Source organism: Celeribacter persicus (genome assembly GCF_003050785.1).
Lineage (GTDB): Bacteria > Pseudomonadota > Alphaproteobacteria > Rhodobacterales > Rhodobacteraceae > Celeribacter > Celeribacter persicus.
This window is the reverse complement of record NZ_QAOH01000014.1, coordinates 41,697-65,635: the sequence shown is the minus strand read 5'-3', so window position 1 is coordinate 65,635 and position 23,939 is coordinate 41,697. Positions and strand designations below refer to the sequence as shown.

Genomic DNA, 23,939 nt, shown 5'->3' with positions numbered 1-23,939 from the left:
ACGGACCCTTGTTTTTTGCCCCCAATCCGCCGACATGCGCCAAAGACCCACCCTCTCGCCCTTCGCTGAACTGAAGAGAAACGGCGCAGAGCACGGGTCCCTCCTGTGCCGTGACCACTCTTCGATCACTCCGCAGTCAATGCGTTTCGCGAAAGGCTTATAAGTGAATCTTGGCAAAGAGCGCTTATGCCTTCGGGGATTCACACCGTCCCGTAACGGTGCCGCCCCGAAAATCGCCCGAAAGAGGAGCACGGGTCCGATGCAACACAGCCCGATCGAGATCGAGAAAGCCCTCGACCTTACGCAGCCAGCCGAAACACGCCCTGAACGCCCGGACGATCCCAAACGCACCCCGCCCTCCGATCCCTCCGGCCTGCGCAGGCTCGTCGGCAAACAGGCGCTGCCTTTGGCGGTCATGCTGTTTTTCGGCTGGCTCCTCTGGGAAAAGGTCGCCCATCTCAACATTCATGCCGTGCTCGCCACCATCGCGAACATCCAACCCGCGCAATGGGGACTCGCCGGACTCGCCACACTCGGCAGTTTCTGGGCCGTGGGCCAATATGACCGCGTGCTGCACGCCCAGCTCGGCACTGGCATTTCCGACCGCGCGGCACGCAAAAGCGGCATCGTCGCCATCGGTCTGGCACAGTTTCTCGGCTTTGGCGCGCTGACCGGCACGCTGATCCGCTGGCGCATGCTGCCGGAACTCACCCTGTGGCAGGCCGCGCGGCTGTCCGCCGCCGTGGCGCTGTCGTTCCTCGCGGGGTGGGCCGTGGTCGCCGCCGCCGCGCTGATGTTTTTTCAGCCCGAATTGCCATGGATCAGGACGCTGGCCACCGGCGCGGTCCTGCTCTCCGCCACCATGGCGATCCTCTCGTTTTTTCCGCCAAGACCGCTTGTACGCCTGCCTTGGCCCTCTCTGCGCACCATGGCGACCGTGATCGGTCTTACGGCCATCGACACGATCTTTGCCGGGCTTGCGCTTTACGCGCTCTTGCCCGAACATCTCCACCTGCCGCTCGGGCACACGATTTCCGCCTATCTCTTCTCCTTGGGCGCGGGCCTCATCGCCTCCACCCCCGGCGGCGTCGGCCCGTTCGAGGCGACGCTGGCCTCGCTCCTGCCCGACATCCCTCTGGAACCGCTTCTGGGTGCGGTCGTGGCGTTCCGTCTGGTCTACTACGTCATCCCGGCGGCGCTCTCCACCCTCGTGATCCTGCGCGGCCCGCGCAAAAGCAATCTGGCGCAGGAACCGAAACTGGTCAAAACCGCCCCCTCGCCCTTCCTCTCGCCACAGCTCGAAGGGCAGATTTTCGCCGCCCCCCGCGCAGAGGCAGGGCTTTTGCGCACCCGCGATTTCTCGCTTCTGACCGCAAGCGACGGCACCGGCCTCGGCCTTGCCGCGCCCATCGGCCAGTCGCTCGTCATGCTCTCCGACCCACTCGCCGCCCGCGCCTGCCCCTCCGCCACACGCGAAGCGCTGGCCCGCGCCGCCGCACGCCGCTACCGTATGCCCGCGATCTACAAATGCGGCGCGCGCATGGCCGCCGCCGCCCGCCGCGCGGGCTGGCGCGTGCTTCCGACCGCCGAGGAAGCCTGGCTGCATCCTGCGGAATTCTCCCTTGAAGGCCCGCAATACCGTCAATTGCGCCGCATCCTGCGCAAGGCAGAAGAGGCCGGGATCACGGTCAGCGAAGGCACACACGAGCTGCCGCTCGACCAGATGGACCGCGTCGCCGCCGAATGGCTGCACCTGCGCGGGTGCGAACGCGGCTTTTCCATGGGCACCTATGACCGCGACTACATCTCCTGTCAGCGCGTCTTCCTCGCCTGGCAGGGCACAACTCTCGTGGCATTCGTGACATTCCATGAAAGCCACCATGAGATGACCCTCGATCTGATGCGCTTCGGCCCCGCCGCCCCCGATGGCACGATCCAACTTCTGATCGCCACCGCCATCGAAAGCGCCCGGACGCAGGGTGTGCCGCGCCTGTCGCTGGCCGCCGTACCGTGGCAGGGCGAGGATCGCGATCCGCTCATCCGCCGCCTGCGCGCTAAATTCCTCGCCCGCTCCGGGGCCGCCGGTCTGCGCCGGTTCAAGGCCGCCTTCGCGCCGCATTGGGAAACGCTCTATCTCGTCGCCCCCTCCCGGATCGCCCTTGCCGTCTCCGCCATGGACATCCTGCGCCGGGTCACGGCCCCGCCGCCAAAACCCACGGGCAACCCGATGAAGGCCGCGCGCTTCGCCACCCACAGCACCCTGCGCTTGTCCCGGCTGTTTCCGGGGCGGCGCACATAGGGCAGCCTGCGAAGAGCAATGTGAGTTGCGGCTCATGATCTTTATGACCTGATTGAATTTGAAAATATCGCCCAGACGTGGCACATCAGCCCAAACGCCCGGCGGTCTTCCGTCCGGGCGATCCCCTTTTGACCCCGCGCGCACCTCACGGTGCGATGCAAAGACCCGGAGGCCTCATGACCGACGCCCTGACCAAACTTCTTGAGACCCGCGACTGGCTGATGGCCGATGGCGCGACGGGCACGACGCTGTTCAACATGGGACTGTCCTCGGGCGACGCACCGGAGCTTTGGAACATAGACAAGCCGGAAAACATCGAAAAGCTCTATCAGGGCGCGGTCGATGCCGGCTCCGACATCTTCCTGACCAACTCCTTCGGCGGCACCGCCTCGCGCCTGAAACTCCATGGCGCGGAAGATCGCGTGTTCGAACTTAACAAGGCCGCCGCCGAGATCGGCCGCAAGGTTGCCGATGCCGCCGGGCGCCCGGTGATCGTCGCGGGCTCGATGGGTCCGACCGGCGAGATCATGGAACCGATGGGCCCCCTGTCCTACGAGCGCGCCGTCGAGATGTTCTATGAACAGGCCAAGGGTCTCAAGGCGGGCGGCGCCGACATCGCCTGGATCGAAACCATCTCCGCCCCCGAGGAATACAAGGCCGCCGCCGAAGGCGCCGCCAAGGCCGGACTGCCTTGGATCGGCACCATGAGCTTCGACACGGCAGGACGCACCATGATGGGCGTCACCTCCGCACAGCTCTCCGACATGGTCGAGAAACTGCCCACGCCGCCCGTGGCCTATGGCGCGAACTGCGGCGTCGGGTCTTCGGACCTCCTGCGCACCGTTCTGGGGTTTGCCGCGCAAGGCCACGAACGCCCGATCATCGCCAAGGGCAACGCCGGTATTCCGCGCTATGTCGACGGTCATATTCACTATGACGGCACCCCGGAGCTGATGGCCGAATATGCGGTTTTGGCACGCGATGCGGGGGCGAAAATCATCGGCGGCTGCTGCGGCACCACGCCGGAACATCTCAGGGCCATGAAAGAAGCGCTGGAAACCCGCCCGCGCGGGCCGCGTCCGACGCTCGAACAAATCGTCGAGAAACTCGGACCGTTTTCTTCCGCCTCCGACGGTACGGATGACAAAGGTCCGGCGAAACGCGAACGCTCCGGGCGTCGCCGCCGGTAACATCATGTCGGATCTTCGGTCAAAACAGAGAGAGCTGGTCGCCCGGTTTGGGTGGCACGGCGAAGAGATCGGTCCTGAGACCCGGCCCCTTCCGCGCAAGCCCGGTACGGCTGAGCGCGATCTCGAAGCGTTTGGCCATCAGCTCCGCCCATTCTCCCTCCCCCTTCATCCGCTTGCCAAAGCGCGGATCGTTGAGCTTGCCCCCGCGCAGCTCGCGCACCCGGTTCAACACACGGGCGGCGCGGTCGGGCACATGGGTTTCAAGCCATTCCTCGAACAGGGGCGCGACCTCCAGCGGCAGGCGCAGCATGATATAGGACGCGGTTCTGGCCCCGTGGCTGGCCGCCGCCGTCAGGATCGCCTCCAGTTCGTGATCGGTCAGCGCCGGGATCATCGGAGCGGCCATGACGCGCACCGGGATGCCCGCGTCGGACAGCGCGCGGATGGTTTTCAGCCGTCGCGCAGGCACCGGGGCACGCGGCTCCATCTGACGCGACAGGCGCGAGCCCAGCGTGGTGATGGAAATCCCTACCTGCACCAGACCCTTGCGCGCCATGGGGGCCAGAATGTCGATGTCGCGCTCGATCAGCGTCCCCTTGGTCACGATCCCCACCGGATGATTGTGATCGCGCAACACTTCGAGAATGCCACGCATGATCCGGTCACGCGCCTCGATGGGTTGGTAGGGATCGGTGTTCGTGCCCATGGCGATGGGGGCGCATTCATAGCTTTTGGCGGACAACTCACGCGCCAAGACCTCCGCCGCCCCCACCTTCCGCGTCAGCCGGGTTTCGAAATCGAGACCGGCGGAGAGACCGAGATAGGCATGCGTCGGGCGCGCGAAACAGTAGGAACAGCCGTGCTCGCAGCCCCGGTAAGGGTTGATCGAACGGTCGAAGGGAATGTCCGGGCTGTCGTTGCGGGTGATGATCTTTTTCGGGCGCTCGTCCACCGTCGTGGTGCCCAAAGTCTTCGTCTCGACCTCACTGTCCCAACCGTCGAGAAAAGTCTCGCGCGCAAGCCGTTCGAACCGGCCCGAGGCATTCGACCCCGCCCCCCGCACTTTCGGCACAAGACCGAGCGGAAGCGTGTCGGAAAAGAACAGGGTGGATTCGCGGCTCATGCCGCAAGACTAGAACAAAATGAGAACATTTGCCAAGAGCACAAAGAGGCTTCAACGGCAAAGACCTGCCTGATGAAAGGAAACGCCCATGTCTGATGAAGATGACGATCTGATCCTGTCCGAGCTCGATGACGGGGAGCTGACCGAACAGATGATGGACGACCTCTACGACGGTCTCAAAGACGAGATCGAGGAAGGCGTGACCATCCTTCTGGAGCGCAACTGGACGCCCTATGACATCCTCACCAAGGCACTTGTACCCGGCATGGCCATCGTCGGCGACGATTTCCGCGATGGCATCCTGTTCGTGCCCGAAGTGCTGCGCGCGGCGCAGGCGATGAAGGGCGGCATGGCGATCCTGAAACCGCTTCTGGTCGAGACTGGCGCACCGAAGATGGGCAAGATGGTGATCGGCACGGTCAAGGGCGACATCCACGACATCGGCAAGAACCTTGTCGCGATGATGATGGAGGGCGCAGGCTTCGAGATCATCGACCTCGGGATCAACACCGAAGCCGAGAATTACATCGGCACCGCCGAACGCGAGGGGGCGGATATCATCGGTATGTCTGCGCTGCTCACGACGACCATGCCCTACATGAAAACCGTCATCGAATCCCTCAACGAGAAGGGCCTGCGCGACAAGTATATCGTGCTTTGCGGTGGCGCGCCTTTGAACGAGGAATTCGGTCGGGCCATCGGCGCGGATGCCTATTGCGACGATGCGGCGATTGCGGTGGAAACGGCGAAAGCGCTGATCAGCCGTCGTCACAACAGCGTCACCGCGTAACAGAGCTTGCATATACCGCGCCCCTTCCCACATGCGGGAGGGGACCAGTCATGAGGTGCATATGGCGCTGGACAAATTCGTACTGATCGTCGTGGCCGTTCTGGCCACCGTCGGCATCACCTTCTGGCTCCTCACGCTTCTGGCCGCCACGCTGCAACTGGCCTTCGGCTGGCTGCTTCTCATCCCCGCCGGGATTGCGGGCTATGTAGTCTGGCGCGTGATCGAAGATCGTCTGCGCAATGCCGAGGACGACCATTATGACAAGATTGAAAAGTGAAGAGGTTTTCCGACCATGATCATAGTGACAACTGAAACCGTTCCCGGTCGCGAAATCGACACCGCCCTTGGCCTCGTTCGCGGCTCCACGGTTCGCGCCAAACATATCGGCTCCGACATCGTGGCAGGCCTGCGCAATATCGTCGGCGGCGAGGTCAAGGAATATGCCTCGCTTCTGGCCGGCGCGCGCGAACAGGCGCTCGACCGCATGATCGAAGAGGCCCGCGTTCAGGGCGCGGACGCCATCGTCGCGATGCGTTTCCAGACCTCCGCCATCGCGCAATCCGCCTCCGAGGTCCTGTGCTACGGCACCGCCGTGAAGCTCAAGTGAGCGACGCCCCCGACATAAATGACGAAGCCCTGCGCGACGAAAACCTGCGCGATCAAGGCCTCGCCCAGACCGGCACGGGTAAGACACTGGTCATCGCCTGTGGCGCTCTGGCCCGCGAGGTGCTTGCGATCATCCGGCTCAACGGGCTGGATCACCTGACGCTGACCTGCCTGCCCGCGATCCTGCACAACGATCCGGCAAAGATTCCCGCCGCCGTCGAGCGTGCGATTGACGAACACCGCGCGGATTACGATCACATCCTGATCGCCTACGGCGATTGCGGCACCGGCGGGCTGTTGCAGGTGCTTTGCGAAAAAAAGGGTGTGACCATGATCGACGCCCCGCATTGCTATGCGTTTTTCGACGGGATGGATCAGTTTCCCAACCGTGACGAGCCGACCACCTATTACCTCACCGATTTTCTCGCGCGCCAGTTCGATGCCTTCGTGTGGAAACCTCTGGGTCTCGACCGCTACCCGGACCTGCTCCACGCCTATTTCGGCAATTACGAAAAGCTGGTTTATCTGGCGCAAACCGACGATCCGGCCCTGACCGAGACCGCCAGAACCTGCGCCGCGCGGCTCGAACTACCCTTCGAACGGCGTTTTACGGGATATGGCGATCTGCAACGCTTCCTGCGTTCCTGAGTTTCCTTTGCCGGAAAACCCTCAGCGTGGCTCAGGCCGCCCGCTCCGCCGTTTCCCGGATGCGCTGAACCATAGCGCGCAACCCGTTCGAGCGCTGCGAGGACAGGTGCTCATCGAGACCAAGCCGCGCAAGCTCCGCATGGGCATCCACGGCCAGAACCTCCTGCACGGTCAGCCCGGCGAAAAGCTCATGCAGGATCGCAATCAGCCCCTGCACGATCATCGCGTCCGAGGCACCCTGAAATTCGAACTTCCCATCCTCGATGGTCGGCACCAGCCAGACCTGAGAGGCACAGCCCTCGACCTTGGTGGCGGGCACTTTCAAGGCGTCGTCGAGCGGCGGAAAGGCCTTGCCCATCTCGATCACATGGCGGTAGCGATCTTCCCAGTCGTCCAGAAACTCGAAGGTTTCGACAATCTCTTCGAAATTCTCATTCGCCATGATGTCCCCTTGCTCGCGCACCTGTCTGCATTCGGGAATTTCTTACGCGCTCGTCCGGCAAAGGTCCAGCCGCGCGCTTTTGCACCCGGACCTTTTCAACCTGCCCTTTTCAACGCGGACCTTTTCGGGTAGCCCTTTGGGCGTGGACGTGAAAGGGAGAGGCCGATGCGGCGTCAGGTGATCATTTCAGGGCTGGTTCTGTCGCTTCTGGCGGGCTGTGCCTCGGTGAAAGAGTCGCGGTTCAACCCGCTCAACTGGTTCGGCAAATCGGAACCCGTCGCGGTCGATGCAAACGGCCAGCAGGTCGTCACACTCAAATCCCTTGCCCCGCGCAAAGGCTATCCGGTCTTCGTGGACACCCGCCCGCTCGCGCCAACGATCAGCGACGTGCAGGTCGTGCAATCCGCCTCCGGCGCCATCGTGACCGCCACCGCCGCCCTGCCCTCCACGGGCTATTTCGACGCCGAACTGGTCCCCGTGGCCACGGAACGCGCCGATACGCTGGTGCTTGACTTCCGCCTGCGCACGCCCGAAGGGGCCGCCCCCGCAGGCACAGCCGCGCAACGCAGGATCACCGCCGCGCGCTCGCTCTCTTTCGACGAGATCGCAGGCGTTCGCACGATCATCGTCCAGGGTGCAGACGGCGCACGGCAGGTGCGCCGCTAAGATCGGCGGAAGCGCTTTGACAATCGCGGAGACCCGGCTCATTCTCGCCTCATAACAACACTGAGGCACGCACATGTCCGGCTTTCCGCGCAAGATCATCATCGACACAGACCCCGGTCAGGACGACGCCATGGCGATCCTTCTGGCGCTCGGCTCGCCGGAGGAAATCGACCTTCTGGGCATCACGGCGGTAGCCGGGAATGTGCCAATCGCACGCACCTCGGAAAACGCCCGTAAGGTCTGCGAAGTGGCCGGGCGGCCCGATGTGAAGGTGTTCGCGGGCTGTGACCGCCCGCTTGCCCACACGCTGGTGACCGCCGAACATGTCCATGGCAAGACCGGGCTCGACGGCATCGAGCTGCCCACACCGAAAATGCCGCTGCAAGACCAGCACAGCGTCGATTTCATTATCGAAACCCTGCGCAACGAACCTCCCGGCACAGTGACGCTCTGCGCCATGGGACCGCTCACCAACATCGCGACCGCGTTTGAAAAAGCCCCCGACATCGTGGAGCGCGTGCAGGAAGTCGTGCTCATGGGTGGGGCCTATTTCGAAGTGGGCAACATCACCCCCGCCGCCGAGTTCAATATCTATGTCGACCCGGAAGCCGCCGAAATCGTGTTCAAATCTGGCGTGAAACTCACGGTCATGCCGCTCGACGTCACCCATAAGCTGCTGGTCACAGCGCCGCGCTTGCAGGTGTTCAAGGATTTCGGCAATCACCTTGGCGATGTGGTCGCGGGCTGGCTCGATTTCTTCGAACGCTTCGATATCGAAAAATACGGCTCCGAAGGCGGGCCTTTGCACGATCCGACCGTGATCGCCTGGCTGATCCGGCCAGAGCTGTTCTCCGGGCGGTTCATCAATGTCGAGATCGAGACCCGATCCGATCTGACCCGCGGCATGACCGTCGCCGACTGGTGGGGCGTCACCCGCCGGCCTGCGAATGCGATGTTCATGGGGGATGCGGATGCGGAAGGGTTCTTCGATCTCCTGACCGAACGGGTGCGACGCCTGAGTTGAAACAGTGGCCTGAATCTCTGAGTATTTGTGCCAAGAAGAAGACGCCCTAAAGCGTTTCTAAAAAACTTGAGGCACTCAATCTTGAGAAACGTAGCAATATCGAAGCAGTGTTGTAACGTTTTTCGCTGAATCTGATTCAGATTAAACGAAAAACGCTTTAGATAAGCCCCATGACCCAATTCGACAATTCCTACGCCCGCCTGCCCGACCGCTTCTTCACCCGCATCGCCCCGGAACGCGCGCCTGCGCCCGAAATGGTGCTTTGGAACGCGACGCTCGCAGAAGAGCTGGGCGTCGCCGACTGGAACGCGGAGATTTGCGCGGGCAATGTCATCCCCGACGGCGCCGATCCGATTGCACAGGTCTATGCCGGGCATCAGTTCGGCGGCTGGTCGCCGCAGCTTGGCGACGGGCGCGCGGTGATGCTGGGTGAGGTCGTCACAGACAAGGGCCGCTTCGACATTCATCTCAAAGGCGCGGGCCGGACACCCTATTCCCGCAATGGCGACGGGCGGGCATGGATCGGGCCGGTGCTGCGCGAGTTCATCGTCAGCGAGTTCATGCATGCGGCGGGCGTGCCGACAACGCGGGCGCTCGCAGCGGTGCGCACCGGCGGACGGGTGCAACGTGAACGCGCCTATCCCGGCGGCATTCTGGTGCGAGTCGCCTCTTCTCACATTCGCGTCGGCACGTTTCAGTATTTCACCGCCCGCGAGGATTACGAGGCGGTGCGCATTCTGACTGACCACGCCCGCGCCCGGCATTTCCCACAGGCGACGAACACGCTCGAATTCTATCAGGAGGTGGTCAGCGCGCAGGCGAAACTGATCGCGAAATGGATGGGCCTCGGGTTTGTCCATGGCGTGATGAACACCGACAATATGGCGGTGTCGGGCGAGACCATCGACTTTGGCCCCTGCGCCTTCATCGACGGCTATTCTCCGAAAGCGGTCTACAGTTCCATCGACACCCACGGGCGCTATGCCTATGAGCAACAGCCGACCATGGCGCATTGGAATCTTGCGCAACTCGGGTCCTGTTTCGTGCCGCAGATGGAGGAGGAACTGGGCGGGCAGCAGCAGGCAATTGATGCGCTGACCGAGGTGCTGCACAGCTTCCCCGAACTGTATCAGGCGGAATGGCGCAAGGTGTTCGGGGCGAAACTCGGGATCTCTGATCCGGCGGAAGAGGATGTCGCGCTCATACAGGACCTGCTCGGGCTGATGGCGAAAGATGGCGCGGATTTCACCAACACCTTCCGGGGCCTGCTTGACGGCTCGGCACGGGACTGGATGCTGGATCGTGAGGCTTTCGACACCTGGGCCGCGCGCTGGCAGGAGCGCCGCGCGCCCGACTGGCAGGAGATCGTCGCCAAAGCGAGCCCCGCCGTCATTCCGCGCAATCATCGGATTGAGGAGGCGATTGCCGCCGCGCTCGCAGGGGATGACAGCAAGGCGGAACGGCTGACCGAGGTTCTCACCCAGCCCTTCGATCTTGCCGAAGCGGATCGCGCTTTGAGCCATCCTCCGACCGAAGACCAGATGGTGCATCAGACCTTCTGCGGCACCTGAAATCTACAGGCGGCGAAACGCCCCCGGATAGTCGATCACCAGACCGTGCTCATCGACCTCGATTTCGGCGGAAAACCCGGTGGTGAGCCCCTCGTAGAGATAGCGCCCATCCCCAAGGCAGGTGTAACGCTGCGGCAGCTTGCGCGGCAGAAAACGCCCGACGATCTCATCGGGCGGCGGCACGAAAGCCACGGATATTTCCTCATGTTCGCCCTGTGCAAGGCCGAGACGTCGGATCGGCAACATGTTCGTCGCGGGCGTCACCGCGAGATCGACGTCGAGACAGCCCTCCAGCCCCGGAAGCGGATCATCGCGTATCAGGTCGTGCCAATGCCCCTGCCCGTCGCTTGTCACGTGGAGCCGCGGTCCGCCGATGCAATCGACCCAGACCTCCCGCGTGCGAAAGCCCGCATCGGCCCGGACATGGTACTGGACGGCATAGGGTATGGAGCGATTACGACTCAGCGCCGCCCTGATCTGCACCCCGTCCGTATCCAGCGAGACGTGGCAATGCTCCAGACCCTCCGTTTCCCAGGCACTCCACCGAACCGCAATCTGCACTGACATGAGCGCTCTCCCTTCGACAGGATCACTTGTCCCGATATTTCGTGAAAAATTTTCCGTTACGATAAATGAAATCCCGGATCAGTCCGGCAAAGGGCGCGCCCCGGTCGCGTTTGAGGTAAATCACCCCGGACAGCGCCCCGATCAAACCACCGCCCGCGTCAACGATCAAGTCCCACATGGTGTCCTGAAGCCCGGACTTCTGCATGTTGGTGCCGAAAATCTGATCCATGGCATACTCGAAAATCTCCCACAGCGCACCGATCGACATGGCAAAGCAAAAGGCGAACAGACCCATCGCCCAGGGCGGTGCGGCGTAGCGGTCCCCCTGAAACAGCATGAAGATGGCGACAAAGCCCACCAGACCGAAACCAAGCGCGGAGCCGCCATGCAGCACCACGTCCCACCACCAGTAGCGGTAATAGAAATCGCCGACCTCACCGAGAAACAGGGTGGCGAAGAGAAACACGACGATCCCCGCCATGAAACTGCGTGGAATGTAAATCCGGAACCGACGGCTCAGGGCCATGGGCACAAGCGTCAGTCCAAACGTGCCCAGCGCGATAAAGGTCGAGGCATAGCGCCCGGTCGCCAGAGAGACGACGGCTTCCGACAACAGCGCCAACCAGACCAGCCGCATGACGATCGGTTCCCGTTGGAATGTGCGAAAAAACTTGCGCATTGTGCCTCTGGTGGTGATGAAACGGCGGCGGTGTGACCCTATCTTAACCTCATGCAACCAAAAGTGGAAACAGGTGCTCTGAGGCTGGCCTCCTACAATCTGCGCAAATGTCGCGGGACCGACGGGCAACGCGCGCCCGCGCGCGTGCTCGATGTGATCAACGACATTGGCGCGGATGTCGTGGCGCTTCAGGAAGCCGACATGCGGCTCGGCCCCCGCCCCGCCGCCCTGCCCAGCCGGATGATCGAGAGCCATACCGATTTCATCGCCCTGCCGGTCAACACTTCGCCGGTGTCGGTGGGCTGGCACGGCAACGCCATTCTCGTGCGCAAGGAGGCAAAGGTCGACGCGGTACACCGGTTCGATCTTCCCGGTCTTGAACCGCGCGGCGCGGTGGCGGTCGATCTGCCGGAGTTGCGGGTGGTCGGCGTGCATCTCGGCCTGTTGCGCAGTTCACGGCAGAAACAGCTCCATGCCATTCGCGCGCATCTCAAAACCCTTGACGAGAGACCCACCGTCATCCTCGGAGATTTCAACGAATGGTCACGCAGCCAGGGGCTCGATCCGCTGCGGGACGCTTTCGAGATTCATGCTCCCGGGCGCTCGTTTCATGCCAACCGCCCCGTCGCGGCGCTGGACCGAATCGCCTTCACCGACCGGTTCGAGATGCGCAATGCCGGGGTGGTCCAGACCATCCTGTCCCAACGCGCCTCCGATCACCTGCCGATCTGGGCCGATTTGAGACCTGCGGTGTCAACGCCCTGATACGGGAACACAGCGGGGAGACGGCAGCGGTCGCAAACTCCCTTTTTCCATTTTCGCCAAGGTGATACACAGGAGATGCCTTTCATCCCGTGAGCTTCTCCCATGACCGTATTGCAACTTGCCTCTCTGCTGATCGTCCTTGCCGGGGCTTTTGGCGCGATTAACTACCTGTTTTTACGCCTGCCCAGCACCATCGGTATTCTCGTCGTCTCTCTGATCACCTCTTTGGTCATCATTGGCGTAGACCTTCTGTTTCCCACGACCGTGTTCGAGGAAGAGATACGCGCCACCGTACAGGAGTTCGACTTCACCGACACGCTTCTGGACGGCATGTTGGGCCTCCTGCTCTTCGCCGGTGCCCTGCATGTGAAACTCGACGATCTCAAGGACCAGTGGCTGCCGGTCATCCTCATGGCGACTCTCGGAGTGGCGCTCTCCACGGCCGTGGTCGGCGTGGGATTTTCCTGGCTCACCGGCATGCCACTTCTGATCGCGCTCACCTTCGGCGCACTGATCTCGCCGACCGATCCGGTGGCGGTTCTGGGCGTGCTCAAGGACGCGAACCTGCCGAAAAGCCTGGAAACCAAGATCGCCGGGGAGAGCCTGTTCAACGATGGCGTCGGCTATGTGGTCTATCTGATCCTCGCGGGGCTGGCCTTTGGTGCCACCTCTTCGGGTCATGGCGGCACAGGCGAAGAGGAAAACATGGCGCTCATGGTCGGCAAGCTCTTTTTCCGCGAGGCAGTGGGCGGCGCGGTTCTGGGCCTTGTCCTCGGCTGGCTGACCTTCCGCGTGATGCGGCTCATCGACGATTATTCGCTTGAGGTGCTGATCACGCTGGGGCTCGCCTTCGGCGGCTACGAACTCGCCGTGGCTCTCGGTGTTTCCGCCCCGATCATGGCGGTTTGCGCCGGACTTCTGATTGGCGATGTCGGCACGAAATACGGCATGTCGGAAGAAACCCGCAAATATGTCGCCGCTTTCTGGACCATGGTGGACGAAATCCTCAACGCCGTTCTCTTCCTGATGATCGGGTTCGAAGTCTTCGCCGTGGTCTTCGACATGGTCACGATCAAGGCCGCCGCTCTGGCCATCGTGCTGGCGCTCGTCGCCCGGCTGATTTCCGTCACCGTCCCCGCCATCCTGCTGCACAATGTAACACCGTTCTCGCGCGGAGCCGTGCCGATCATGACCTGGGGCGGTCTCAAGGGCGGGATTTCCGTCGCGCTCGCCCTTTCTCTGCCGGACAGCGAATGGAAACCCGTGATCCTCGCGGCCACCTATGTCATCGTCGTCTTCTCGATCATCGTGCAGGGCCTCACCGTCGGACCACTTGCCAAACGCGTCGGGCGCGAACCGGAGCTGAAACTATGACTTGCTATCTCACCTATGACGTCTTCACCGACCGGCCCTTTGGCGGCAATCCCCTTGCGGTCGTCCCCGAGGCGGAAAACCTGCCCGAAGAGCGGCTGCAAAAGATCGCCCGCGAGTTCAACTATTCGGAGACGGTGTTTCTCTACCCACCGGAGAACGCGGCGAACACCGCGCGGCTCAGGATTTTCACGCCGACGATGGAGGTGCCCTTCGCCGGACACCCCACCATCGGGGCGGCGGTTGCGCTCTCCGAGATGGGCTTCGGGCCCGACTTGCGGCTGGAACTCAAGGTCGGGCTGATCACCGCACAGGCCGGGAATGGCGCGGCGCATTTTACCGCCCGTCAACCGCTCGACACCCTCGCCCGGCCCGACGCCGCGCTGGTCGCCAGAGCGCTCGGACTGGAAGAGGACGATCTCAATGGCGCTCCCGTCATGGCGGGCATGGGGCTGGCCTTCACCTTCACCGAACTTAGTTCGCGCGCAGCCCTGTCGCGGATCGCCCCCGATGTCGCGCGTTTCCGCGAGGGCCATGCCCGCTATCCGATGGGATTGGATTTCGCCCAGGTGCCATGGTGGCGGGATGGCGACACCGTGCACATGCGCATGTTCGCGCCGCTTGACGACATCCCCGAGGACCCGGCCACAGGCTCGGCGGCGGCGGCGCTTGGGCGGTTGCTGTTCGATGAGACCGGCGAAGCGCTGGCCTTCACCGTCCATCAGGGCGACGACATGGGCCGCCCCTCGCGCATCACGGTTTCGGTGGAAACCGGGAGTGTCACCATCGGCGGGCGGGCCTTGCGGATGATGGAGGGGAGGCTCGTCTTCTGAGACGGGCCTGTCAGCGTATTCCGCTCACCCGGAGGCAGACGCGTTTGCGAAACCCGCGTACCGGTCCCCCTTTTTCTTCGCATTTTCGCATTAAGGTTAACTGGATTAACCTTAATCCTTTCTGAACCGGCATTCGGCAGAAAGCCGGAGGGCAAAGCACTTCGAGATGACATCGCCGAAAAACCCGGTTAGGAACTCAAGCCACCGTTGCACGCCTTACGACGTCAGAAGAAGAGTTGAGAACTTTCCCGCACCCCCGTCTGCGGCTCTGCGCAATTGCCAGAACGCCGATCACAGGGCATGGCAGAAGAACGCATTCCAAGGACATTCCCATGCACAACCTGCGCGCCATCCTTCTGATCATCGGCTCCATGGCGTTTTTCACCGTGGAAGACATGTTCATCAAACATCTCTCCGGTTTTCTCCCGGTGGGTCAGGTGCTGTTGTCCATCGCCGTGGCGAGTGCCGCGATTTTCCTGATCTGGGCGCTTGTCCGCCATGATCCGGTTTTTGTGGCGCGCAACTGGCGACCGCTGATCCTGATCCGCGCCTCCACCGAAGCCGTCGCCTCCGTCGCTTTCGTCACCGCCCTTTCCCGGGTGGACATTTCCACCGTCGGCGCGGTGTTTCAATCCATGCCTCTGGCCGTGACGCTGGGCGCTGCGGTGTTTCTCAAGGAAAGTGTGGGCTGGCGACGTTGGTGCGCCATCGTCGTGGGCTTCATCGGCGTATTGATGATCATCCGCCCCGGGGTTTCCGGCTTCGAGCCGCAGGCGCTCTGGGTGCTCGTCTCCGTCGTTGCGGTCGCCACCCGCGATCTGATGACCCGGGTGATGGACGCCGCCGTGCCCTCCACCGTCGTCTCCTTTCAGGCCTTCCTCGCCGTGATCCCCGCAGCCCTTCTGAACCTCTGGCTCTCAGGCGCAACGCCGCTGGCCCCCGACCTGCCGCTCATGATCAAGACGCTCTTTGCAATCGTCGCCGGGGCCGCAGGTTATACGCTGATCGTCGCGGGGATGCGCCTTGGCGATGCCTCCGCCGTGACCCCGTTCCGCTATTCGCGCCTCGTATTCACCATGATCGGCGGCGTGCTGATCTTTGGCGAGCGGCCCGATCTGATGACGCTCGCAGGCTCCGCGCTGATCATCGCCTCCGGGCTTTACACCTTCCTTCGGGAACGCAAACTGGCGCGGCTGGATCGGGAGACCCTGAGCGCCGATCTTGAGACGCCCCGGGTCTGAGCGCGCCCGTTTCCGAGGCGATTTTCAGGGTGATTTTTGGGGCAATCGTCACAAAAGCTTTGCACTGCGCGGCTTTACCCACGTTTGCACGCAAAGAGACGCGCCATGTTAGCGCATGCCTTGTTGACCTGCCCGCCCCGGCTGATATTCAGACAGGCGACTGGCCCGCCAATCAAACTTTGCAAAGGGACATAAAGCCATGAGCACCATCATCGACATCATTGGTCGCGAAATCCTCGACAGCCGCGGCAATCCGACCGTGGAAGTGGACGTCATCCTCGAAGACGGCACCATGGGCCGCGCCGCCGTACCCTCGGGCGCCTCGACCGGCGCGCATGAGGCCGTGGAAAAACGGGACGGCGACAAGTCCCGTTACATGGGCAAGGGCGTGTTGGAGGCCGTGGCCGCCGTGAACGGCGAAATCCTTGAAGCGCTTGTCGGCATGGACGCCACCGAACAGGAAGCCATCGACGCCGTGATGATCGAGCTTGACGGCACGCCAAACAAAGGCCGCCTCGGCGCCAACGCCATCCTCGGCGTCTCGCTCGCCTGTGCCAAAGCCGCCGCCGATTACTCCGCCCTGCCGCTTTACCGCTACGTCGGCGGTTCCGCCGCCCGCGTCCTGCCGGTGCCGATGATGAACATCATCAACGGCGGCGAGCATGCCGACAACCCGATCGACTTTCAGGAATTCATGATCATGCCGGTCTCCGCGACCAGCGTGAAAGAAGCGATCCGCATGGGCTCCGAAGTGTTCCACACGCTGAAAAAAGAGCTGTCGGCGGCGGGCTACAACACCGGGATCGGCGACGAAGGCGGCTTTGCCCCGAACATCTCCTCGACCCGCGAAGCGCTGGATTTCGTCCTCGCTGCCATCAAGAAGGCGGGCTACGAACCGGGCAAGGACATTTACCTCGCCCTCGACTGCGCCTCGACCGAATATTACGAGGGCGGCAAATACGAGATGAAGGGCGAAGGCAAATCGCTCACCTCCGAGGAAAACGCCGACTACCTCGTCGAGCTGTGCAACGACTACCCGATCATCTCCATCGAAGACGGCATGGCCGAGGACGACTGGGATGGCTGGAAACTCCTGACCGCCAAGCTGGGGGACAAGGTGCAGCTCGTGGGCGACGATCTCTTCGTGACCAACCCCGAGCGTCTGGCGTCGGGTATCGAACAGGGCGTTGCGAACTCCATGCTCGTGAAAGTGAACCAGATCGGCTCGCTATCGGAGACCCTCAAAGCCGTCGATATGGCCCACCGCGCCCGCTACACCAACGTGATGTCGCACCGCTCGGGCGAGACCGAAGACGCGACGATTGCCGACCTCGCTGTGGCCACCAACTGCGGTCAGATCAAAACCGGCTCCATGTCGCGCTCTGACCGGATGGCGAAATACAACCAGCTGATCCGTATCGAGGAACAGCTTGGCGCGACGGCGGAATATGCCGGGGCTTCGATTTTGAAGAAGTGAGCGTAATCGCTTGACGAAATAGAGAAAGCCCCGCCAGATTGGTGGGGCTTTTTGTTTCAAAGCGGGCAAGCCGATGAGCAAGAATAATCATCATTTCATACCAGTCACGCTACAACGCCAATTTGCTTCACAAGGCAAAAAGGGACTCTTTTTCTACGACAAGGAGAAACCAGCAGAAGGTACAAAATGGAGATCGTTTAAAACGATATTTTACAAAAAGCACCTGAATACACTTCATCTGCCTGATGGTATGGAAGACAATTCACTTGAAATCTTTTACGATAGGAATTTCGAGAACTATCTTCCCCAAATCATAAGAAAATTGAGATCGCAATTTACGTTGAACCCGGAAGCATTGTCCCACGATGAAGAAACAATTCTCATTCAATTCTTTTACAATCACATGCTTTGTTCACCTGACGTGCACGGGCCTATGCTAAAGCGTCACGCACCTGACACAGAATTTTCGACGCAGAAAATCGACAACATACGGGTCAAAACCTTGGGCGACCAGCCAAAGGATCTTCTCGACTTTTTATCAATGATACCAGTTGTGATTGCAAAACCGTCAAATCCTATAGATTTCTTCATAGTCGGCAGCAATCCTGTGATGCACCTCTTGAACCAAGGAGAGACATCTGGAAGTCTTATCGACGGGAAAATGGAATTATGGGCAGCTTTCGGCTCTCAGCTCGCCGTTGGTTTTGTCCCAGATTGGAGGGGACCAAACACCGTCCATTTGGAAAGCAAACAAGTTTTGGAATGGAATGAACGACTGGCCGCACAAAGCACAAGTTTTGCTGGATGCTCAAAAACTCAAGTAGCCGATTTGGCTAAAAGGTTTGAACATACCGAATAAAGTGATTTCGCAGGCGAGCAATGTCCTCAGAAGCACAACTTGCCAATCCGGTTATCCTACATCAATGTCCCCCCATGACCAAATCCCATCTCCCCAGCCCCCTCCCCGATGGCATTCACGACCTGCCCACCGGCAAGCTTGCCGCCGTTGTCACCTACCTCGAAATGTTCGCCCGCCCTGCGCCCCGGTCCGTACCGGAGCAGCCGGGATTGGAGCTTGTCCGCCATGAGGCCCCGACCCTCGACTGGTATCGTGCGCTTTACCGCCGCATCGGCGAGGATTGGCTTTGGTTTTCAAGGATGTACATGGAGGACGCGAAGCTCTCTGCGATCCTGACCGACCCGAATGTGGAGGTCTATTCGGTCCGCAAGGAGGGTGTTGACCTCGGGCTTCTGGAACTCGATTTCCGCGATCCCGACAACACCGAACTGGCGTTTTTCGGGCTGGACACCGGCCTGATCGGCGGCGGCACCGGGCGGTGGCTGATGGAGCATGCGCTGGACAAGGCGTTTGCCCCCTCGACAAAACGGCCCCCGATCAAACGGTTCTTCGTCCATACCTGCACGCTCGACAGCCCGCAGGCCGTGGGTTTCTACATCCGCTCGGGCTTCAAACCCTATGGGCGCGCCATCGAGGTGATGGACGATCCGCGCATGAACGGCCCGCTGTCCGAGACGGCCGCGCCGCAGATTCCGCTGATCTGAACCCGTCCCTAAAGCATCCGGCCTTTAACCTGAGACATCAGATAAAGGCAGGGCGCGTGCAACGTTCATATGTTGCACGGCGTTCGGCCAAAAGCTGTGATTGAGGCTTTTTGGGCGAACACTTTAAGTGGTGAAGTTTCCCCCTTCCCTTCCCGCCACATCACAGAGATGATCGGCGAAAAAGAAGGAGATCCCCATGGGCCCCGTCACCCGCGCGGAAAAACAGGTCGGCCTGTTCACCGCCGTCTATGTCCTCGGTTTCACCCTGTGGTTCTTTGCCATCGGGAATTTCGAATTCGTCATCTATGTCGCGACCATGCTGATCCTGATCGGCCTCGTCGCGACCAGCCTGCGCATGGTGGACTATCCTCCCAAACTGCTGTGGGCGCTCTCGCTCTGGGGGCTTTTGCACATGGCGGGCGGCGGCGTGCCGCTCAACGGATCGGTGCTCTACACGCTGCAACTGATCCCAATCGTCAGCGAGGGCGAGATGACCCTTCTGAAATACGACCAGATCGTGCATTTCTACGGCTTCGGCGTGACCGCGTGGCTCTTGTGGCACATCATGACCCACACCTTCCCGGTGCTCAAAGGCACGAAAACCGCCTTCGCCCTGCCGGCCTTCGGTGCAATGGGGCTCGGATCGGTGAATGAGATCATCGAATTCACCGCCGTTCTACTCGTTCCCGACACCAACGTGGGCGGCTATGTCAACACGGCGCTCGATCTTGTGTTCAATGCCTCCGGCGCGCTTTGCGCCATGGTTCTGGTCACGCGGCTCAACAGGGTCAAACCAACCGACTGATGCAAAAAGGCCCCGCGAGGGGGCCTTTTCGTACCGGAATACTGGGAACTGAACCCCCTTACGGGCACGGCGCCGTGTAATAGGTGCCGTCGCCGTTGGAATAGGCGCAGGTCGCGGAGTTGGTGTTCTTCGCCACCATCGAACCGGCGGCCGCACCACCCAGCGTGGCAAGAACTTTCCACTCGTCGCTCGAACCGAGCGCGTCGGCGGTCAGATAGCCGAGACCGGCCCCCGTAGCCGCACCGAACGCAGTGCTCGCATCGGTGTTGCTCATGGTGGTACAGGCAGCGAGCGTCGGCGCGGCAAAAGCGAGCGCCAGAAGAATTTTCTTGGACATGGAAGTCTCCCGTTGTCTTTATCTCTGAGAGAATAACGCAGCCGACGACTTTCGGTTCCGATTTTTTTCGCGCCGCCACATGCCTTCCCGAGATGCTCTCCCAAGGACGTTAACAAAGCACTGAAACCATGACACAAAACCTGTCGGCCGATGACATCATCGCACAGCTGAACCTCTCACCTCATCCCGAGGGCGGGCAGTATCGCCAAACCTGGATCGCAGAATCCGAGGGGAATGAACGCCCCGCTGGCACCTGCATCTATTTCCTGCTCAGAGCCGGAGAGAACAGCCACTGGCACCGGGTCGATGCCACCGAAATCTGGCATTATTACGCGGGGGCGCCTCTGGTGCTGTCGATGGCGGAAACGGAGAGCGGCCCGGCCCGCGATCTGATCCTCGGCCCTGATCTCGTCGCCGGTCAGGCACCGCAACTCATCGTGCCCAAGGACCACTGGCAGGCGGCGCGTAGCACGGGCGCATGGACGCTGGTCGGCTGCACCGTCTCACCGGGATTTCGCTTCGAGGGCTTCGAACTGGCCGCGCCGGGTTTCGACATTCCGAGATGAGCGTGGATACAGAAGGGCCCGGAGAGGAACAAGACAGTCATCCGAAAGATGATCCGGTCGGGTAACGGCGCTCCTCCTCGCCGCACCAGAAGACTTGCGCCCTACCGGGGTCGGGTATTCACTCCGGCATCAACCGCCCCATGACGGCATGGGAGAGAAAGAAGGCGATCGGCCCGACGCCAAGCGACAGCACGAAGGCAATCGGCCAGGCGGTGATGTAGCGCGTCAACCATTCACGGGGCCATCCCGGCGTGAAACCTTCCTGAAACCCGGGAATCAACTCACTCACGATCAGGGTCATCAGAAATGCCATGATGCAGGAGATGAATGCCTGCGCCAACAGGATGGTGATCTTGTCTTTCTTACGTTTTCTGTCGTCCAGCATAGCTCACTCTCATAAATTAGGCGGGAGGAGCACAATTGGCACCCATCTCCCGCAGGAAAAGGATGCCGTGGGTTCTTTCGACTTGCGCTCGGAAATCCGAGGGGCGGGATAACCAACCGCCCTAACGCTTTTCGGCAGGTGTGCGTGTTACCTGCACAGCTTTTTCCCGTCAAGAGAGAGATTTTGCACAGAGCCCGGAGCAGTAAGGGGAAAGCATTTCGCGTTTCCCGGCAGATTTCATCGAATGGTAAGGTTTTCCGCACTGGCGCTGAACTGACGTCAGGTTAATCTGGGCAGGTTAATCAGTACCGGAGGGGAAACATGTGACCGCTCGTTTTCCCGGAGTACCGAGTATGGCGCTGATGAGGGGAAAGTCAGGGGTGGCCCCGATCTTTCCACTGTCAGTCGCCTGTTTCCCCTCCCATTTCCCGCGCCGGTGCCCAGCGGCCCCGACAGTGGCGAAGCGTCGATCCCCGCACGTCTGATCGGTCAGGCCTGACCGTCCGGACGGGACACCCGTCCCCCCCCTATGGCCGCACGCACCCCCGTTGTCGTGGGCGCAGAGGTCGGCAGGCCCCGCAGAACACGGACCGCCAGATAGGCAAAGGCCTGCGCCTCAAGCATATCGCCATCGAGGCCGACCTCCTCGACCGGCATCACCGGACAATCCACCCCCGCCGCGATCATCGCCATCAGCGTGGCGTTGTGCCGCCCGCCGCCAGTGACATAGAGCGCTTCGGGCGGAGACGGGCAATGCTCCATGGCGCGGGCGACGGAGGCCGCCGAGAAAGCCGTCAGCGTGGCGGCGGCATCGGCGTCCGGGAGTGCTTCGACAGCCTTGAGCACACCATGGAAATCGTTCCGGTCCAGAGACTTCGGAGGCATCTTGTAGAAATAGGGATGCTCCAGCCCCTTGGCAACGATCTCCATGTCCGGCTGCCCTTCCGAAGCCAGTGCCCCGCCTGCATCGAACGTCTCACCCCTGCGCGCCCGCATCAGATCGTTGACCGGCGCATTGGCGGGCCCGGTGTCGAACGCCAGCAAAGCGCCTTTGGCCGCCGGATCGGACAACACGGGATCGACCCATGTCAGATTGCCGACGCCACCGAGATTGAGAAAGGCGACGGGACCTTGCGCCCCGATGAACCGCGACAGCGCATGGTGATAGAATGGGGCCAAGGGCGCACCCTGCCCGCCCATTTCGACATCCGCCGTGCGGAAATCCCAGACCACCGGCACGCCCGTGACCTCGGCCAGAACCGCACCGTCGCCTGCCTGATAAGTCCGCCCCTCGTCGGGCGCATGGGCCAGGGTCTGGCCATGAAAACCAATCAGCTCGAAACCGTCGAGCTTTGAAAGCGCCTCTGCATGGGCCGTCTCGATCAATTCGGTGAGCGCCTCAGAGGCCCGCCAAGTGCCAAGCTCGGCGCGGAACATCTCCTGCTCCGCCGTGCTGTAGGGGCGAAAGCCCGTGTCGCCGAACTCGAAAATCTCCACCCCGTCGGTCCGCAACAGCGCCACATCCACCCCGTCGAGAGAGGTTCCCGACATACAGCCCGCAACCCACAGGGGCACCGCTTTGCTCTTACCGCTCATCACACTCTTTCCCTTTGGTGCGCGCCCCGATATATCAGGCCGCGACCGACCATTGAATGGAAAATGTGAGAGATGACCTACCATCCCAAATCGGAATTTCTGCGCGTGATCATCGAGCGCGGATTTCTGGCCGATTGCACCAATCTGCAAGAGCTGGACGAAGCGCTGAGCAAAGGGATGGTGACCGCCTATATCGGCTATGACGCAACCGCCGCGTCCCTGCACGTGGGCCATTTGCTCAACATCATGCTCCTGCGCTGGTTCCAGAAGACCGGGCACAAGCCGATCACGCTCATGGGCGGCGGCACGACGAAAGTGGGCGACCCGTCCTTCCGTTCCGATGAGCGTCCGCTTCTGTCGCCGGAACAGATCGACGCCAACATCGACGGCATGCAAAAGGTCTTTGCCCGTTACCTCGACTACGACCATGGCGAGAACGCAGCGCTCATGCGCAACAATGCCGAGTGGCTCGACGATCTGAACTACCTCGATTTCCTGCGTGACATCGGGCGGCATTTCTCCGTCAACCGGATGCTGTCGTTTGAGAGCGTGAAATCGCGTCTGGACCGTGAGCAATCGCTGTCTTTCCTCGAATTCAACTACATGATCCTTCAGGCCTACGACTTCCTCGAACTGAACCGCCGCTACGACTGTCTGTTGCAGATGGGCGGATCGGATCAGTGGGGCAACATCGTCAACGGCATCGACCTGACACGCCGGGTTCTCGACAACGAGATTTACGGGCTGACGACGCCGCTTTTGACCACGTCCGACGGGCGCAAGATGGGCAAATCGCAGGGCGGCGCGGTCTGGCTCAATGCCGAGATGCTCTCGCCCTACGAATTCTGGCAGTTCTGGCGCAACACCACGGACGCGGACACAGGCCGTTTCCTCAAGCTCTACACCGATCTGCCGGTCGAGGAATGTGATCGCCTCGGTGCGCTCGAAGGCTCCGAAATCAATGAAGCGAAGATCATCCTCGCCAATGAGGTCACGGCGCTTCTGCACGGGGAAGAGGCCGCCAAAGCCGCCGAAGCCACCGCGCGCGAGGTGTTCGAGAAAGGCGGCGTGGGTGATGACCTTCCGACCGTGGAGCTTTCGCCTGCAGACATCGGCGATGGCATCTCCATCGTGCAATTGTTTGTCAAATCGGGTCTGGCGGACTCTGGCAAAGCGGCAAAACGGTTGTTTGCCGAGGGCGGTGCCAAGGTGAATGACGAAGATCATAAGGACGCGGGATTTCTGGTCACGGCGGAGATGCTCAAGGAGCCGATGAAGCTCTCGGCGGGCAAAAAACGCCACGCTCTCGTGGTGCTCAAAGGCTAACCCCCCCACCCAATCTTTTGCAAACCGCGCGCAGAGCAATCCGCGCGCGGTTTTGTGATTTGAAATTCA

General features: G+C 61.5%; 26 protein-coding genes. 19 read left to right on the top strand and 7 right to left on the bottom strand.

The genetic code is table 11. The annotated features are described in order from the left end of the window. Positions 1-259: 259 nt before the first annotated feature. Both C8N42_RS15755 and bmt read left to right on the top strand, forming a co-directional pair. The gene (locus tag C8N42_RS15755) at positions 260-2,299 is read left to right on the top strand and encodes a phosphatidylglycerol lysyltransferase domain-containing protein (RefSeq protein ID WP_107817537.1); all 2,040 of its coding nucleotides are present in this window, start codon (positions 260-262) and stop codon (positions 2,297-2,299) included. 176 nt (positions 2,300-2,475) lie between these two features. After that, positions 2,476-3,489 (top strand): betaine--homocysteine S-methyltransferase, encoded by a 1,014-nt coding sequence (gene bmt / locus C8N42_RS15750; RefSeq protein ID WP_107817536.1) that lies wholly within the window; start codon positions 2,476-2,478, stop codon positions 3,487-3,489. A 19-nt stretch (positions 3,490-3,508) separates the two neighbouring features. Here bmt and C8N42_RS15745 read toward each other — a convergent pair whose 3' ends face one another. Beyond that, positions 3,509-4,612, bottom strand: coding sequence for a PA0069 family radical SAM protein (locus C8N42_RS15745; protein WP_107817535.1), 1,104 nt, complete (start codon positions 4,610-4,612; stop codon positions 3,509-3,511). Between the two features lie 88 nt (positions 4,613-4,700). Between C8N42_RS15745 and C8N42_RS15740 the strand changes: the two genes are divergently transcribed. The 4 genes from C8N42_RS15740 (at position 4,701) to C8N42_RS15725 (ending at position 6,656) form a co-directional block, all read left to right on the top strand. Then, entirely contained in the window at positions 4,701-5,402 is a 702-nt protein-coding gene (locus tag C8N42_RS15740; RefSeq protein ID WP_107817534.1) for a corrinoid protein, read from the top strand. Positions 5,403-5,463: 61 nt separating this feature from the next. Continuing rightward, positions 5,464-5,679, top strand: a complete 216-nt coding sequence (locus tag C8N42_RS15735; protein ID WP_107817558.1) for a hypothetical protein — start codon at positions 5,464-5,466, stop codon at positions 5,677-5,679. A gap of 15 nt (positions 5,680-5,694) precedes the next feature. Next, positions 5,695-6,009 carry a YbjQ family protein gene (locus C8N42_RS15730; protein ID WP_107817533.1) on the top strand — a complete coding sequence of 105 codons (315 nt, stop codon included), beginning with the start codon at positions 5,695-5,697 and terminating at the stop codon, positions 6,007-6,009. Beyond that, positions 6,006-6,656, top strand: a complete 651-nt coding sequence (locus tag C8N42_RS15725; protein WP_245890191.1) for a DUF1638 domain-containing protein — start codon at positions 6,006-6,008, stop codon at positions 6,654-6,656. The genes C8N42_RS15730 and C8N42_RS15725 overlap by 4 nt, the downstream gene beginning before the upstream one ends. A gap of 31 nt (positions 6,657-6,687) precedes the next feature. Here C8N42_RS15725 and C8N42_RS15720 read toward each other — a convergent pair whose 3' ends face one another. Beyond that, positions 6,688-7,098, bottom strand: coding sequence for a SufE family protein (locus C8N42_RS15720; RefSeq protein WP_107817532.1), 411 nt, complete (start codon positions 7,096-7,098; stop codon positions 6,688-6,690). Between the two features lie 165 nt (positions 7,099-7,263). Between C8N42_RS15720 and C8N42_RS15715 the strand changes: the two genes are divergently transcribed. From C8N42_RS15715 to C8N42_RS15705, 3 genes are all read left to right on the top strand, one after another. Continuing rightward, on the top strand, positions 7,264-7,764 hold the full coding sequence (locus tag C8N42_RS15715) for a hypothetical protein (protein WP_107817531.1): 501 nt from the start codon (positions 7,264-7,266) through the stop codon (positions 7,762-7,764). Positions 7,765-7,837: 73 nt separating this feature from the next. Next, complete coding sequence (locus C8N42_RS15710) at positions 7,838-8,788, top strand: nucleoside hydrolase (RefSeq protein ID WP_107817530.1); 951 nt, start codon at positions 7,838-7,840, stop codon at positions 8,786-8,788. Positions 8,789-8,958: 170 nt separating this feature from the next. After that, positions 8,959-10,359 (top strand): protein adenylyltransferase SelO, encoded by a 1,401-nt coding sequence (locus tag C8N42_RS15705; protein WP_107817529.1) that lies wholly within the window; start codon positions 8,959-8,961, stop codon positions 10,357-10,359. 3 nt (positions 10,360-10,362) lie between these two features. Here C8N42_RS15705 and C8N42_RS15700 read toward each other — a convergent pair whose 3' ends face one another. Beyond that, the gene (locus C8N42_RS15700; RefSeq protein WP_107817528.1) at positions 10,363-10,926 is read right to left on the bottom strand and encodes a putative glycolipid-binding domain-containing protein; all 564 of its coding nucleotides are present in this window, start codon (positions 10,924-10,926) and stop codon (positions 10,363-10,365) included. A gap of 22 nt (positions 10,927-10,948) precedes the next feature. Further along, on the bottom strand, positions 10,949-11,605 hold the full coding sequence (locus C8N42_RS15695; protein WP_107817527.1) for a DUF2238 domain-containing protein: 657 nt from the start codon (positions 11,603-11,605) through the stop codon (positions 10,949-10,951). Between the two features lie 63 nt (positions 11,606-11,668). Here C8N42_RS15695 and C8N42_RS15690 point away from each other — a divergent pair, with 63 nt between their 5' ends. The 8 genes from C8N42_RS15690 (at position 11,669) to C8N42_RS15655 (ending at position 19,660) form a co-directional block, all read left to right on the top strand. Then, a complete protein-coding gene (locus C8N42_RS15690) occupies positions 11,669-12,370 on the top strand; it encodes an endonuclease/exonuclease/phosphatase family protein (protein WP_342747977.1) in 702 nt (233 codons plus the stop codon). A 102-nt stretch (positions 12,371-12,472) separates the two neighbouring features. Further along, complete coding sequence (locus C8N42_RS15685; protein ID WP_107817525.1) at positions 12,473-13,744, top strand: cation:proton antiporter; 1,272 nt, start codon at positions 12,473-12,475, stop codon at positions 13,742-13,744. Continuing rightward, positions 13,741-14,574 (top strand): PhzF family phenazine biosynthesis protein, encoded by an 834-nt coding sequence (locus C8N42_RS15680; protein ID WP_107817524.1) that lies wholly within the window; start codon positions 13,741-13,743, stop codon positions 14,572-14,574. Before C8N42_RS15685 ends, C8N42_RS15680 begins: the two co-directional genes overlap by 4 nt. A gap of 332 nt (positions 14,575-14,906) precedes the next feature. Beyond that, complete coding sequence (locus C8N42_RS15675) at positions 14,907-15,815, top strand: DMT family transporter (protein WP_107817523.1); 909 nt, start codon at positions 14,907-14,909, stop codon at positions 15,813-15,815. 199 nt (positions 15,816-16,014) lie between these two features. Then, positions 16,015-17,292 carry a phosphopyruvate hydratase gene (gene eno / locus C8N42_RS15670; protein ID WP_107817522.1) on the top strand — a complete coding sequence of 426 codons (1,278 nt, stop codon included), beginning with the start codon at positions 16,015-16,017 and terminating at the stop codon, positions 17,290-17,292. 73 nt (positions 17,293-17,365) lie between these two features. Beyond that, positions 17,366-18,151: a DUF4238 domain-containing protein gene (locus C8N42_RS15665; protein ID WP_107817521.1), complete on the top strand. Its 786-nt coding sequence runs from the start codon at positions 17,366-17,368 to the stop codon at positions 18,149-18,151. A 74-nt stretch (positions 18,152-18,225) separates the two neighbouring features. After that, positions 18,226-18,855, top strand: coding sequence for a GNAT family N-acetyltransferase (locus tag C8N42_RS15660; protein WP_107817520.1), 630 nt, complete (start codon positions 18,226-18,228; stop codon positions 18,853-18,855). Between the two features lie 196 nt (positions 18,856-19,051). After that, positions 19,052-19,660, top strand: coding sequence for a DUF2238 domain-containing protein (locus C8N42_RS15655; protein WP_107817519.1), 609 nt, complete (start codon positions 19,052-19,054; stop codon positions 19,658-19,660). A gap of 58 nt (positions 19,661-19,718) precedes the next feature. Here C8N42_RS15655 and C8N42_RS15650 read toward each other — a convergent pair whose 3' ends face one another. Then, a complete protein-coding gene (locus C8N42_RS15650) occupies positions 19,719-19,997 on the bottom strand; it encodes a glycine zipper 2TM domain-containing protein (protein ID WP_107817518.1) in 279 nt (92 codons plus the stop codon). A 128-nt stretch (positions 19,998-20,125) separates the two neighbouring features. Between C8N42_RS15650 and C8N42_RS15645 the strand changes: the two genes are divergently transcribed. After that, a complete protein-coding gene (locus tag C8N42_RS15645; protein WP_107817517.1) occupies positions 20,126-20,563 on the top strand; it encodes a cupin domain-containing protein in 438 nt (145 codons plus the stop codon). Positions 20,564-20,681: 118 nt separating this feature from the next. On the opposite strand, the gene C8N42_RS15640 is transcribed toward C8N42_RS15645, so the two are convergent. Next, on the bottom strand, positions 20,682-20,948 hold the full coding sequence (locus C8N42_RS15640) for a DUF2798 domain-containing protein (RefSeq protein WP_107817516.1): 267 nt from the start codon (positions 20,946-20,948) through the stop codon (positions 20,682-20,684). A 489-nt stretch (positions 20,949-21,437) separates the two neighbouring features. After that, positions 21,438-22,544, bottom strand: a complete 1,107-nt coding sequence (locus C8N42_RS15635; protein ID WP_107817515.1) for an anhydro-N-acetylmuramic acid kinase — start codon at positions 22,542-22,544, stop codon at positions 21,438-21,440. Positions 22,545-22,616: 72 nt separating this feature from the next. On the opposite strand from C8N42_RS15635, the gene tyrS reads away from it, so the two are divergent. Beyond that, the gene (gene tyrS / locus C8N42_RS15630) at positions 22,617-23,870 is read left to right on the top strand and encodes a tyrosine--tRNA ligase (protein WP_107817514.1); all 1,254 of its coding nucleotides are present in this window, start codon (positions 22,617-22,619) and stop codon (positions 23,868-23,870) included. Positions 23,871-23,939 lie beyond the last annotated feature (69 nt).

Coding starts and splice junctions, on each gene's coding strand:
- eno (WP_107817522.1), top strand. CDS start 16,015: ATGAGCACCATCATCGACATCATTGGTCGCGAAATCCTCGACAGCCGC.
- C8N42_RS15705 (WP_107817529.1), top strand. CDS start 8,959: ATGACCCAATTCGACAATTCCTACGCCCGCCTGCCCGACCGCTTCTTC.
- tyrS (WP_107817514.1), top strand. CDS start 22,617: ATGACCTACCATCCCAAATCGGAATTTCTGCGCGTGATCATCGAGCGC.
- C8N42_RS15730 (WP_107817533.1), top strand. CDS start 5,695: ATGATCATAGTGACAACTGAAACCGTTCCCGGTCGCGAAATCGACACC.
- C8N42_RS15665 (WP_107817521.1), top strand. CDS start 17,366: ATGAGCAAGAATAATCATCATTTCATACCAGTCACGCTACAACGCCAA.
- C8N42_RS15645 (WP_107817517.1), top strand. CDS start 20,126: ATGACACAAAACCTGTCGGCCGATGACATCATCGCACAGCTGAACCTC.
- C8N42_RS15700 (WP_107817528.1), bottom strand. CDS start 10,926: ATGTCAGTGCAGATTGCGGTTCGGTGGAGTGCCTGGGAAACGGAGGGT.
- C8N42_RS15675 (WP_107817523.1), top strand. CDS start 14,907: ATGCACAACCTGCGCGCCATCCTTCTGATCATCGGCTCCATGGCGTTT.
- C8N42_RS15735 (WP_107817558.1), top strand. CDS start 5,464: ATGGCGCTGGACAAATTCGTACTGATCGTCGTGGCCGTTCTGGCCACC.
- C8N42_RS15755 (WP_107817537.1), top strand. CDS start 260: ATGCAACACAGCCCGATCGAGATCGAGAAAGCCCTCGACCTTACGCAG.
- C8N42_RS15745 (WP_107817535.1), bottom strand. CDS start 4,612: ATGAGCCGCGAATCCACCCTGTTCTTTTCCGACACGCTTCCGCTCGGT.
- C8N42_RS15660 (WP_107817520.1), top strand. CDS start 18,226: ATGACCAAATCCCATCTCCCCAGCCCCCTCCCCGATGGCATTCACGAC.
- C8N42_RS15695 (WP_107817527.1), bottom strand. CDS start 11,605: ATGCGCAAGTTTTTTCGCACATTCCAACGGGAACCGATCGTCATGCGG.
- C8N42_RS15710 (WP_107817530.1), top strand. CDS start 7,838: ATGTCCGGCTTTCCGCGCAAGATCATCATCGACACAGACCCCGGTCAG.
- C8N42_RS15635 (WP_107817515.1), bottom strand. CDS start 22,544: ATGAGCGGTAAGAGCAAAGCGGTGCCCCTGTGGGTTGCGGGCTGTATG.
- C8N42_RS15740 (WP_107817534.1), top strand. CDS start 4,701: ATGTCTGATGAAGATGACGATCTGATCCTGTCCGAGCTCGATGACGGG.
- C8N42_RS15720 (WP_107817532.1), bottom strand. CDS start 7,098: ATGGCGAATGAGAATTTCGAAGAGATTGTCGAAACCTTCGAGTTTCTG.
- C8N42_RS15715 (WP_107817531.1), top strand. CDS start 7,264: ATGCGGCGTCAGGTGATCATTTCAGGGCTGGTTCTGTCGCTTCTGGCG.
- C8N42_RS15685 (WP_107817525.1), top strand. CDS start 12,473: ATGACCGTATTGCAACTTGCCTCTCTGCTGATCGTCCTTGCCGGGGCT.
- C8N42_RS15680 (WP_107817524.1), top strand. CDS start 13,741: ATGACTTGCTATCTCACCTATGACGTCTTCACCGACCGGCCCTTTGGC.
- C8N42_RS15655 (WP_107817519.1), top strand. CDS start 19,052: ATGGGCCCCGTCACCCGCGCGGAAAAACAGGTCGGCCTGTTCACCGCC.
- C8N42_RS15640 (WP_107817516.1), bottom strand. CDS start 20,948: ATGCTGGACGACAGAAAACGTAAGAAAGACAAGATCACCATCCTGTTG.
- C8N42_RS15650 (WP_107817518.1), bottom strand. CDS start 19,997: ATGTCCAAGAAAATTCTTCTGGCGCTCGCTTTTGCCGCGCCGACGCTC.
- bmt (WP_107817536.1), top strand. CDS start 2,476: ATGACCGACGCCCTGACCAAACTTCTTGAGACCCGCGACTGGCTGATG.